At 41.4% G+C, this 12,988-nt stretch carries 8 protein-coding genes and 1 pseudogene; 3 read left to right on the top strand and 6 right to left on the bottom strand.

Going from position 1 to position 12,988, the window contains the following annotated elements:
* Positions 1–19: 19 nt before the first annotated feature.
* A complete protein-coding gene (locus HMPREF2685_RS01040; RefSeq protein WP_003009152.1) occupies positions 20–961 on the top strand; it encodes a YitT family protein in 942 nt (313 codons plus the stop codon).
* Positions 962–996: 35 nt separating this feature from the next.
* Here the strand turns inward: HMPREF2685_RS01040 and pulA are convergent, their stop codons facing one another.
* The 6 genes and pseudogenes from pulA to HMPREF2685_RS01010 all read right to left on the bottom strand — a co-directional run bounded on the left by pulA (position 997) and on the right by HMPREF2685_RS01010 (position 8,548).
* Entirely contained in the window at positions 997–3,063 is a 2,067-nt protein-coding gene (gene pulA / locus HMPREF2685_RS01035; protein WP_070464727.1) for a type I pullulanase, read from the bottom strand.
* An 8-nt stretch (positions 3,064–3,071) separates the two neighbouring features.
* Complete coding sequence (locus tag HMPREF2685_RS01030; protein ID WP_013904333.1) at positions 3,072–4,055, bottom strand: LacI family DNA-binding transcriptional regulator; 984 nt, start codon at positions 4,053–4,055, stop codon at positions 3,072–3,074.
* A gap of 11 nt (positions 4,056–4,066) precedes the next feature.
* A complete protein-coding gene (locus HMPREF2685_RS01025; protein WP_021154118.1) occupies positions 4,067–4,879 on the bottom strand; it encodes a DUF1189 family protein in 813 nt (270 codons plus the stop codon).
* Positions 4,880–5,023: 144 nt separating this feature from the next.
* Positions 5,024–5,866, bottom strand: a complete 843-nt coding sequence (locus HMPREF2685_RS01020; protein WP_021154117.1) for a sugar ABC transporter permease — start codon at positions 5,864–5,866, stop codon at positions 5,024–5,026.
* Between the two features lies 1 nt (position 5,867).
* Positions 5,868–7,164 (bottom strand): annotated as a pseudogene (locus tag HMPREF2685_RS01015) (ABC transporter permease subunit).
* Between the two features lie 127 nt (positions 7,165–7,291).
* Complete coding sequence (locus HMPREF2685_RS01010) at positions 7,292–8,548, bottom strand: extracellular solute-binding protein (protein WP_070464725.1); 1,257 nt, start codon at positions 8,546–8,548, stop codon at positions 7,292–7,294.
* 449 nt (positions 8,549–8,997) lie between these two features.
* On the opposite strand from HMPREF2685_RS01010, the gene malQ reads away from it, so the two are divergent.
* Both malQ and glgP read left to right on the top strand, forming a co-directional pair.
* A complete protein-coding gene (gene malQ / locus HMPREF2685_RS01005; RefSeq protein WP_070464724.1) occupies positions 8,998–10,527 on the top strand; it encodes a 4-alpha-glucanotransferase in 1,530 nt (509 codons plus the stop codon).
* 45 nt (positions 10,528–10,572) lie between these two features.
* Positions 10,573–12,831 carry a glycogen/starch/alpha-glucan family phosphorylase gene (gene glgP, locus HMPREF2685_RS01000; RefSeq protein ID WP_070464723.1) on the top strand — a complete coding sequence of 753 codons (2,259 nt, stop codon included), beginning with the start codon at positions 10,573–10,575 and terminating at the stop codon, positions 12,829–12,831.
* The last annotated feature ends 157 nt before the right edge of the window (positions 12,832–12,988 follow it).

Here is a 12,988-nt window from a genome sequence, read left to right as displayed (position 1 = left end):
TCTAATCGATGGATTGAAAATGAAAAAAATTCGCTTTCATAAGCTATTTCGCTATCATGTGCGGCGACTAGCTTATAACATTAAATTATTGCGCGTGCTGAAGAGCATCTCCCGTGAGAAATACGATGAAAAAGTGTCAGCTTCCTTGCTGTATGGTTTTCTATCAGCGATTGCCGTCAACTTCTTCTTTCAACCAGGACATGTATACTCCAGCGGTGCAACAGGGCTAGCTCAGATTTTATCTGTTCTGAGCCAACGCTTTATTGGCTTTACGATTCCCGTTTCCTTGACCTTTTATGCCATCAATATCCCTTTGATGATTGTGGCTTGGTATCAAATTGGCCATAAATTTACCATCTTTACCTTTATTACGGTTTCGATGAGTTCCCTCTTTATTCAGTTCGTGCCAGTGATTACGTTGACCAACGATCCGATCATGAATGCCCTATTTGGTGGGGTTGTCATGGGAACAGGGATTGGTTTTGCTCTTCGGAACAACATTTCCAGTGGAGGAACGGATATTGTCAGTTTGACGATTCGAAAACGAACAGGAAAGAATGTCGGCAGTATCTCCTTTTTGGTCAATGGGACCATTATGTTGATCGCTGGTCTGACCTTTGGTTGGAAGTATGCTCTTTACTCTATGATTACCATCTTCGTATCGAGTCGAGTAACGGATGCTGTCTTTACCAAGCAAAAACGGATGCAGGCAATGATCGTAACGAGCCAGCCGGATGCCATTATTGAAAAGATTCATAAAAAATTGCATCGTGGAGCAACCATTATCCACAATGCAGAAGGAACCTATAACCATCAGGAAAAAGCGGTTCTGCTGACAGTTATTACGCGTGCAGAGTTTAATGAATTCAAATATATTATGAAAAAAGCTGATCCTCAGGCTTTTATCACCATTTCAGAAAACGTTCATATCATTGGACGCTTTGTGGAAACAGAAGAATAAAAATAAGGTCCCACATTGTGGTGACCTTATTTTGTTTATTCAGCTTCTCGGAGAAGGAGCCAACTATGGGCGGAAATAGAAAGTTCCTTTCCTTTAGGAATAGGCGTTTGGAGATTTGCATGAGGATAGGCAAATAGCAGTTGACTATCGCTCGGATGTTGATAGGTCATGTCCTGATCACCGAGATTAACGAGAATCGTTATTTTTTCACGATTTTTTTCAATCGTGTAGATAAAATGATGATCAGACAACCATTTGACATCACAGTAATCTCGAATCTCTTGTCCTTTTTTCAAACGAAGGAGAGGTTGCGATTTCCGGTAAGCAATCAATTCTTTAAGAAAAGCAAGTTCTTCTTGGCATTTTGAAAGGGATGTCCAGTCCAATTGGTTGAGACTATCTGGCAAGTTATAGGTGTTGTCTTCGAGCCCTTTTGTGCGGTAACATTCTTGACCAGCATGGATAAAAGGTACACCTTGGGATAATAATACCAAATGAAGAGCGAGGCGTGAGAGAGCTTTTCGCTCCTCTAGACGAATCGCTTCTTTTTCAAGTTGGAAATAATCAAAAACAGTTGCATTGTCATGGCATTCGACGTACTGAATGGCTTGTTGAGGTTGGATGAAATGAGCAGGTCCTACTTTCCCGACATTTGCTGTTAGGATATTAGAAAAATCATTGGCTGGATGTTGACTATCACGACGGTGATCGGCTAAGAGTGTTCTCTTGACCGTATCCCGGAAATTATCACTGAAAAAGCCAAAATCTGGTAATCGTTTTGAGTTGTACTGGTGAGCGAGCTGGTCTTCAGAGAGGCCTGTATCCATCTTCCACCCTTCGCCATAGAGATAGACGTTAGGATAGATTTCACGGAGCTCCTCTGCAATCTCTGTCATGGTTTGAATGTCTAAGATTCCCATCAAGTCAAAGCGAAAACCATCAAAGCCGTAGAGGGAAACCCATTGCTTGAGGGATTGCTTGATATAGTGTCTTACCATGGAACGTTCACTTGCGACATCATTCCCACAGAAGGTTCCATTGGTCCGCTCTCCTTCTGCATTATAGCGGTAGAAATAACCGGGTACGATTTGTTCAAATGCATACTCATCGGCCTGGTAGACGTGATTGTAGACCACATCCATGATAACACTAAGATTAGATTGGTGATAGGTTGCAATAGCATCTTGGAGTTCCCAAATCCGTGCATAAGGATCGTTGGGGTCACTGGCATAACTACCTTCTGGAACATTGTATTGGACAGGATCATAACCCCAGTTGTAGGCTTTCCATTGATTCTCTTCATCAACACTACCGAAATCATAGACAGGAAGTAACTGTACATGGGTAATGCCAAGTTTTTGAAGGTAATCAAATCCAAGGATCTGACCATTGAGTTGAGGCGATTCTGTCAACCCTTTAAACTTACCAGGGTGTTTAAAGCCGGCCTCTTTTTGGACAGAGAAGTCCCGAACGCTCATCTCGTAGATGATTGCTTCTGTCGGGTCTAATTGACGAGCAGCACGTGTGATAGGACGTGTAATCTTCTTCCGGTCGATGACCAAGCTGTCTCCAGAGTTGGCCAAAGAGGATAGAGCATAGGGATCGTGAATCCGACGTTCTAGGCCATTGACACGAAATTCATAGTGGTAGGCAGCTCCTTCCCAATCCCCTTTGAGCAAGAGTTTCCAGACACCGTTTTCTGTACGTGTCATCGGATAGATCTGATCTTCGATATGGAGACTCACATCTTGCGAAATCGGTGCCCAGAATTTAAATTGCGTCTGATTTGGTGTGTAAAAACTTCCTAAATCTTCTCCACTATAGGTGAAGGTTTGATCGAAAATGGGTTTGCGAACGATGTTTCGATAGTGGAGTATAGAAGAATTTCCAGTAGCATCGTAGATGGTGTACTCTTCTCCGAGTTCAAGTGGAATAGGGCTTAAGAAATAGTCTCCTGTGTCAGTCGCTGCACTTGACGTTTTGACAGGGATTAAGGCAAGATGACCTTGGTTCGTTTTCAAATAAAAAGGAAGGATATGCTCCTCTCCCTTTTGGATACGAATGAGGTCTTGGTCATCTAAATAAGCAGTAAATGTAGACATAAAGACTCCTAGAGTTTCGTAATGGTATGGTCAATCAATTGACGGTAGCAAACGGTTTTTCCTTCTTTGTGATCCTTGATAATTTGTAGAATTGTCCGAACAGACTCACGTCCGAGTTCCACTGCATTGATGTCAATATAGGCTTCAATATCGAGTCGTGGCTTAATCGAATCAAAGGAAATAATCGGGATTGTCAGCTGGTGTTCTAATAGGTATTGGCGCACCCCTTCAGCAACGAGAATATCGGTTGTCATGATGGCATCTAACTCTGCTAGGGGAAGGCTCTCCATCATTTGATAAGAATTGTCTTCCAACATAAAACCAAATGAGAAATGAACCAGTTTTTCATCGAGAGGAATCCCTGCTTTTTGGAGGGCTTCTTTATAACCTTCGTAGCGGTCTTGAGATACGAACAGTTCTTTGTTTCCCCCGATAAAAGCAATTTTTCGGTAGTTTTGTTGAATGAAATAATCCGTCGCATCAAATGCAGCCTTGATATTATCATTATCCACTAGCGATACAAAAGGTGAAGCTGCCTTTCCGAGAATGAGGAAGGGGAACTTGTCTTTGATCGCAAATTCAACGAGGGGATCATTCGGGTTGGAATAAAGGAAAATCAAACCATCTACACGATTTCCGTAGATGAGTTGTTTGAGGTTGTCGAGCCGCCGTTCTTCATTTTGCCCCGTACAGATTTGGATGGCATAATCATTGTCTGACGCGATCTGGGTAATCCCTCTTAAAACAGTTGGGAAGAAAGGATTCTGGTAGAAGACGTCACTGTCGATTGGTAGGACCAAAGCAATGACTTGACTAGATTGGCTGACAAGGCTGCGAGCATTAAGATTGGGATGGTAGTCCAATTCGACCATGGCCTCACGGACACGTTTTTTTGTTTCATCACTAATCGTGGATTTGTTTTGGATGACGCGCGTGACAGTTGAAGGCGCGACGCCAGCGAGTTTCGCCACATCTTTGATGGTAACACGCATGAGAAAACCTCCTAGCGGTGATAGTCTGGATCACGGAAGTGGGTCTTATAAAATACCATAGCAAGATAGAGTACAAATAAGACATTTTGGATCATGATCGTCGTAGTAAATACTTGATGGAATAGTAAACTGATGAAGACACTCAGTAAAATAGGGAGTCCCAAGCAATTCAGAATACAATTGAAACATTCCTTGAAAGTTTGTAGTGAAAAGAGTCGAGATTTTCGTGTCAAGTAGAGGAAGAAAGATGCCCCTACGATGAGAATCAAATAATTGACTGTCGATAAGAAGCCAGAGAAAATCACGAGAAAGAGACTGACAGGGAGTCGATTGTCGCGAAACCAATCGCTAGAGATAGCTTGAGTGAAGCTTTTTTTATCCCGAAGGCTCTCTTGATTAATAGCCTGGTATGAGACTGTAGCGAGTTCTTTATTCTCTTTTGAGATAATCAATTGTTTGCGATCAAAATGGAGTGTTAACTCCTTGCCTTCACTAGCCTTTGCCTCTTGGCCTAAGATAACCTGTCCTTTTGAAGTCTTGTGTACAGGGTTAGTCCCTGTATAGGTGAGCTCTTGGTCTTTGATCACGACGTGTTCTTGGATATCTTTCATAACGTCTGTTGATAAAGGATCAAACACATCGCTGACAAAGGTTGTCAAAGGATAGGTTTTGAGTTGAGCATTTTGCAGAGCCACAGGTAATAGTGTGATAGAGATTAGAAAGAAAGAAGTAAAAATCATTTGGAACCAGCTCAGTTTTTTGCGGTTTGCAAAAGAAGAGCGGAAATTGAAGATACTTGCGAAATAATTAAAAGGATAGGGCATAAGATGACCTTTCTAAATATAAGAGTATCAGAAATGCAAAGAGAAATCTCTTTGCATTGATTTTATTCTTAACGAAGGGTAGTAAAGCATCCACCATACTACCCTCAACTTAAAAATAAAATGTGCTTGAAATAAGATTCTATTTTATCCTTTATCTCCACCAGCTGTCAAGCCTGAAACAAAGTTCTTTTGTAGGAAGAAGAATAAGATACAGATTGGAACCGCGATCAAAATAGCACCGGCTGCAAAGAAGGCGATTTTTTGATTTTTTTGGTCACTGATAAAGGTTTGAAGACCAACGGCTACCGTATAGTTCACTTCGTCACGAAGCAAGAATTTAGACAAGATATAGTCTCCGAAAGGCCCCATGAAAGCCCAAAGTGCTTGAACGGCAATCATTGGACGAACAAGAGGAAGGACGATTTGCCAGAAGCGACGGAAGTGTCCAGCTCCATCCAATTTCGCAGATTCATCGAGGGAAATTGGAACAGTATCAAAGTATCCCTTCATCAACCAGGCATTCATTGGAATACCACCACCAACATAAAGGAAGATCAAGAACCAAGGTTGGTTCAAGGCATTCAGCATCAAAGCCATAACGAAGAAGGCTGTGAGGGCTGCCATGGTTGGGACCATTTGAATAATCAAGAAGAAGACCAAACTTTGTTTACGCGCCAAGAAATTGTAACGGCTGTATGCGTAACCTGCGAAGGTAACGATACTTGTTTGTACAATCATGGTGATAATGGCGATAACCAAGGTGTTCATATACCAAGTGCCATAATGGGTTTCAGAGAAAAGTTTTGAGAAGTTATCAAAACTAAGATTGCCACTAAAATCAAGTGTAAAGGCACTGACATTCCCTGATTTGAAGGCTGATAGAACCGTAATCAACAATGGATAAATGATAACGATTGAAAGAACCACCATGTACAGGTAAGTCAAGAAATGATTGAGGCGGCGTTTAAATTGAACTGAATTTTTCATTTTATACATCCTCCATATCAAATGCATGTAGTTTCTTGAAGGCAACCATAGAGATTGAGATCACAATCACAGAGATAATCAAGGTTACCGCTGCAGCCATTGAATATTGAGGAGAAGAATTGGTTGTCAACTTGTAGATCCATGAGATCAAGATATCTGTAGATCCGGCGTTTCCTCCGACAGAACCAGGTCCCCCATCGTTAAACAAGTAAATGATGGAGAAGTTATTAAAGTTGAAGGTATATTGACTGATCAAAGTTGGAGCTGCAACAGCCATAATCATTGGGAAAGTGATGCTGCGGAATTTTTGCCAACCGTTGGCACCATCAATATAAGCAGCTTCGTAAAGATCGTTTGGAATCGATTGAAGAATCCCTAAAGTCAAGACGTAGATGTAAGGGAAGCCGAGCCAACCTTGCATCATAATCAAAGCAATTTTTGTCCAGGTAGGATCTGTTTTCCAAGGAATCAAAACGCCATCTAAGAATGGGAAGATCTTCGCAAACAATGGGATAACTTGTGCATTGATAGCACCGACACTATCGTTAAACATATTTGAGAAAGTTAGGATAGTGATGAAGGCTGGAACAGCCCAAGGAAGCAAGAAGATAACCCCAAAGATTCGTTTTCCTTTTACGAATGGTTGGTTTGCAACAATAGCGGTCAAGATACCGAGTACGATTTGAAGAGTAGAAGCTGCGAGGGCCCAAATCAAGGTCCAGCCAAGAACCGATGTAAAGGCTGAGCGGAAGGTACTCAAGGTCCACATATTAGTGAAGTTTTGGAACCCGATCCAATCAAGCAAGGTTGTTGGAGCGGTATGTTTGAAGTCGTAGTTGGTAAAGGCGATCATCAAAGTTACTAAAACTGGGAAGATAATCGCAAATGTCATAGCAATGTATGAAGGAATAATCAATAAATATGGGAAGCCATTTTCATAGATGGCTTGAACCATTTCTTTCAAGGTTTTTGGGAACGGCAATCCCGTTGTTGATGCGTTTAGCAACTGTTCCAGCATCCTTAATATTTAAGGCATAAAATAGGAAGTAAACAACAGTGATGATCAAGTGGAAGGCGCCACGAATCAAGATAAAGAGAGAATTATCTTGTCCACGGACGGTTCCAAGTGTAACCAATTTCGCTAATTCTCCAGCTCCAATTCCTAGGAAATAGGCGAGAAAGAGAATGGTTACGGCAAGAAAAATATAGCCTTTGGTTTTTTGTTTGTTATAAATTTGCCCAAGACCCGGGATCAAAGAGAGCCACATAGCCTTTTTAGGGTTTTGTTCTGTAGTCATTCAAATCTCCTTATAATGTCCTTGCTAGAGAGCAAGAAGACAAGTCAGACAGTAAGTTGTGCTTGAAAATTGAACATAAGAGGTTGGGACTTTGTCTCCAACCTCTTACTCACACCTAAAAACTGTCTTATTTGCTACCGAATTTTTGTTCGATGGTTTCTTTAATCAATTTCACTGCATCGTCAGCAGATGCTTTTGCAGATTTTTTACCACTTACAGCATCGAAAAGCATAGTAGCAGCTGGATCCCAAACAGCACTCATTTCTGAGATATTTGGCATTGGTTGAGCATTCTTGAATTGATCAACAACGGCAGTTGTCAATTCATCGTTTTTGCTAACCGCATATTTACGAGCTTCTGTGTTGGCAGGAACTTCATTGGTCTTGTCAAACAAAGCTTTTTGTTGGTCAGTACTTGTCAAGAAGTCAATGAATTTTTGAGCGCCATCAAGGTTTTTCGCACCTGCAGGGATAACCCAAGCTTTACCACCACCAAAGGCAGAGTATTGTTTTCCGTTTGGAAGAGTTGGAATCGTTGCGACACCGTAGTTTACTTTAGCTTCTTTCAATGAAGCAGCTTTCCAAGGACCATCGATGATAGCAGCTGTTTTACCTTTTTGGAATTGTGTTTGGATGAAGTTAGCAGCAGCTTTTGTATCTTGCAAACCTTTTGGCCATTTAGCATACCAAGTTTTTGCATATTCGATACCATCGATAGAACCTTGGTTGTTCAATCCAATATCTTTAGGATCTGTACCGTCTTTACCAAACACATAACCGCCGTTACCTGAAAGTAAACCGTAAGTGTAGTAGAAGTTTGTCCAGTCAGCTAAGAAGGCAGTTGTTTTACCAGGTTCGCTAGCGAAGTCGTACTTGCTATCTTTTGCAAGATTTTCAAGATCACCAAATGTTTTTGGAGCTTCGCTTACAAGATCTTTGTTATAGTAGAGAACCAATGTTTCGATGACAGCAGGTGCACCGTAAACTTTACCACCGTTTGTTACAAGAGCTTCAGTTGTTTTATCTGTATGGCTATCTTTGTTTAATGTCACTTCAGCCAATTGACCATCGCTACCAAGACCACCTACACGGTCGTATGGTGCCATCATAACGTCTGGAGCTTTTTTAGATTGGTTATCAAGAGAAAGGTTATCCAATCCACCAAGAGCATCACCAGTCTTGATGTTAATTTTTACGCCATTTTCTTTTTCAAAAGCTTTTGCAGCTTCTTCAACATAAGATTTGTAGCCTTTGTCTACATAGACGTTGATTTCTTTACTTGCCTCAGAAGAACCTGATGAGTTATTGCTACAAGCAGCAAGTAAGAAGCCGGCAAAACCAACTGTACCAAGTACAGCAGCACTACGTAAAATTGTACGTTTCATGATTTATTCCTCCTAAAGAATAAAAAAAGATAATAATTAGAAACCGTTTTAGACAAACGTTTTCCTAAAACGTCTTAAGTATATCACAAGGCGAAAACGTTTGCAAGTAGTTTTAAACAATTTTTTTAAAAATATTTTAATTCCGAACTTTCTTCTATAAAATGCATCAAATTTGTTGACATTAGCCAAAGGAAAGAATACACTAAGGGGGTGAGGACATTCTGAAAAAAGTTAAAAAAGTTTTTAAGAAATCCCTTGCAGAAAATAGGGAAAAAGTTTATAATAACATGGTACGCAAACGTTTTCGCAAAAATTGCGTAAACTGAGTTGCGCCTGTTCGATTTTTAACAAAGAGTAGAGCCGCTTGAGAGCTGGATACGACTCTGCAACGATACCCATACCGTGCACCGAATCGCAGGCTTCAAAGAAATAAAAAAAGGTGGTAACCCATGAAAAAACGTCAAAGTGGTGTTTTGATGCACATTTCTTCCCTTCCTGGACAATACGGGATCGGATCATTCGGTCAATCAGCATATGATTTTGTTGATTTCCTCGTTCGGACCAAGCAACGTTACTGGCAAATCTTGCCGCTTGGTACAACTAGTTATGGAGATTCTCCATACCAATCTTTCTCAGCTTTTGCTGGGAACACTCATTTTATTGATTTCGATCTTTTGATCGAGCAAGGTTTGTTGACAGAAGCAGACCTTAAAGGAGTGGACTTTGGTCAAAATCCTACTCAAGTGGATTATGCAAAGGTTTTCGAACAACGTCGTCCCTTGCTTGAAAAAGCAGTTGCCAATTTCTTAAAATCAGGTGATCAAAAAGAATTCCAAGAATTTTGTGAAGCCAATGCTTCTTGGTTGGAGCTCTTCGCAGAATACATGGCTATTAAAGAATACTTTGATTTGAAAGCTTGGACAGAGTGGCCAGATGCAGCTATTCGTGCGCGTGAGCCAAAAGCTTTGGCTAAATACCGTGAAGAATTGGCTGATAAATTGACTTACCATCGTGTAACTCAATTCTTCTTCTTCCAACAATGGTTGGCCTTGAAAGCTTATGCCAACGACCACCACATTGAAATTGTGGGAGATATGCCAATCTATGTAGCGGAAGATTCAAGCGACATGTGGGCTAATCCTCATCTCTTCAAAACAGATGAAAACGGGAAAGCGACTTGCATCGCAGGATGCCCGCCAGATGAGTTCTCAGCAACTGGTCAACTTTGGGGGAACCCAATCTATGACTGGGAAGCAATGGACAAAGATGGCTACCAATGGTGGATTGAACGCTTGCGTGAAAGCTTCAAGATCTATGACATCGTTCGGATCGACCACTTCCGTGGTTTCGAATCATACTGGGAAATCCCTGCTGGTTCTGAAACTGCAGCACCAGGTAAATGGGTCAAAGGTCCTGGCTACAAACTCTTTGCAGCCGTGAAGGAAGAGCTCGGTGATTTGAACATCATCGCTGAGGACCTTGGCTTCATGACAGACGGAGTCATCGAACTTCGTGAACGCACTGGCTTCCCAGGAATGAAGATTCTTCAATTCGCCTTCAATCCTGACGATGAAAGTATCGATAGCCCTCACTTGGCACCAAACAACTCTGTGATGTACACTGGAACACATGATAACAACACAGTTCTTGGATGGTACCGCAATGAAATCGACGATCCAACTCGTGAGTACCTTGCTCGTTATACTAACCGGAAAGAGTACGAATCTGTACCGCATGCGATGCTTCGTACAGTCTTTGCTTCCGTCAGCTTCATGGCGATTGCTACTATGCAGGACTTGCTCGAGTTGGATGGTTCAGCTCGGATGAACTTCCCATCTACTCTCGGTGGTAACTGGTCATGGCGAATGACAGCGGATCAATTGACTCCAGCTGTCGAGCAAGAATTGCTTGATTTCACTACGATCTATCGTCGTGAAAACAAAGACTTGAAAAAAGAAGTTAAGAAAGCAAAAAAATAATCTTTCCCCCCTATTAAAATTGTTGAAACAAAGGAGACTCCCAACATGGAATCATTACAAAAATATGTGATTGATCATCATCAAAAAACAATTGCTGAATGTTCAAATGAAGAATTGTACATTGCCTTGCTAAATTACACGAAGCAAGCAAGCGCTCAAAAGAAATTAAATACTGGTAAGAAAAAAGTTTACTACATCTCAGCTGAGTTCTTGATCGGTAAACTCTTGTCTAACAACTTGATCAACTTGGGTCTTTACGACGATGTTAAAAAAGAATTGTCAGATGCTGGTAAAGACTTGATCGAAGTCGAAGAAGTGGAATTGGAACCATCACTTGGTAACGGTGGTTTGGGACGTTTGGCAGCCTGCTTTATCGACTCTATTTCAAGCCTTGGTTTGACAGGGGATGGGGTTGGTTTGAACTACCACTTTGGTTTGTTCCAACAAGTATTTAAAAACAACCAACAAGAAACGATTCCAAACGCATGGTTGACTGATCAAAGCTGGCTCGTTCGTTCAAGTCGTAGCTACAAAGTGCCATTTGCACACTTCACATTGACTTCTACCCTTTATGATATCGACGTACCTGGTTACAAGATCGATACCAAGAACCGTTTGCGTTTGTTCGACTTGGATTCAGTTGATTCATCTATTATTGAAGATGGTATTAACTTTGACAAGACAGATATCGCTCGCAACTTGACCCTCTTCTTGTACCCAGATGATAGTAACCGTCAAGGGGAATTGCTCCGTATCTTCCAACAATACTTCATGGTATCAAATGGTGCACAATTGATCATCGACGAAGCCATCGAAAAAGGAAGCAACTTGCATGACCTTGCTGACTATGCTGTTGTCCAAATCAACGATACTCACCCATCAATGGTCATCCCTGAATTGATCCGTCTTTTGACAGAACGTGGTATTGGAATGGATGAAGCCATCTCTATCGTTCGTAGCATGACGGCTTACACTAACCACACAATCCTTGCAGAAGCCCTTGAAAAATGGCCACTTGAATTCTTGCAAGAAGTGGTTCCTCACTTAGTTCCAATCATTGAAGAATTGGACCGCCGTGTTCGCACTGAATACAAAGATCCAGCTGTTCAAATCATCGATGAGAATGATCGCGTACACATGGCACACATGGATATCCACTATGGATACAGTGTAAACGGGGTGGCAGCACTTCACACAGAAATCTTGAAGAATTCTGAGTTGAAAGCCTTCTACGACATTTACCCTGAAAAATTCAACAACAAAACGAACGGGATCACTTTCCGTCGTTGGCTCATGCATGCTAACCCAACCTTGTCACACTACTTGGATGATATCCTCGGACGTGACTGGCACCATGACGCATCTAAATTGGAAGACCTTCTTTCATATGAAGATAAAGATGCAGTCAAAGCAAAATTGGAAAACATCAAGTCACACAACAAACGCAAATTGGCTCGTTTCTTGAAAGACCATCAAGGTGTGGAAATCAATCCAAATTCTATCTTTGATACCCAAATCAAACGTCTTCACGAATACAAACGTCAACAAATGAACGCTTTGTATGTAATCCACAAATACTTGGACATCAAAGCTGGAAATATCCCTGCTCGTCCAATCACTGTTCTCTTTGGTGGTAAAGCAGCTCCTGCCTACACCATTGCACAAGACATCATTCACTTGATCCTTTGCTTGTCAGAAGTGATTGCAAACGATCCAGCGGTAGCTCCACACTTGCAAGTTGTTATGGTAGAAAACTACAACGTAACTGCTGCAAGCTACTTGATCCCAGCTAGCGATATTTCTGAGCAAATCTCTCTTGCTTCGAAAGAAGCTTCAGGTACTGGTAACATGAAATTCATGTTGAATGGTGCATTGACACTTGGTACGATGGATGGAGCCAACGTGGAAATCGCTGAATTGGTTGGACGTGACAACATCTACATCTTCGGTGAAGATTCAGAAACGGTTATCGATCTTTATGCCAAATCAGCATACAAATCAGCAGACTTCTATGAACGTGAAGCCATCAAACCATTGGTAGACTTCATCGTCAGCGATGCCGTTCTTGCAGTTGGGAACAAAGAACGCTTGACTCGTCTTCACAATGAATTGATCAACAAAGACTGGTTCATGACTCTTCTTGACTTGGAAGACTACATTGTAACCAAAGAACGCATGTTGGCTGACTACGAAGACCGTGATGCATGGTTGGATCAAGTCATCGTTAACATTGCGAAAGCAGGATTCTTCTCATCTGACCGTACGATCGCTCAGTACAACGAAGATATCTGGCACTTAAACTAATTACTAGTTATTAGACCAAGGTTCTTAGGACCCTGGTCTTTTTCATTTCTTTTTATTTGGGAAGAAAAAGGAAGGAATTTAAAGAATGGACACTTCTGTAAACAGTGTTGTTTTTTTGAATTTTTCCGCCCTAGCAGGGAAATTATTACATAATTTT

The organism is Streptococcus sp. HMSC074F05 (genome assembly GCF_001808725.1).
GTDB lineage: Bacteria > Bacillota > Bacilli > Lactobacillales > Streptococcaceae > Streptococcus > Streptococcus parasanguinis_I.
This window is presented reverse-complemented; position numbering and strand designations above follow the sequence as displayed.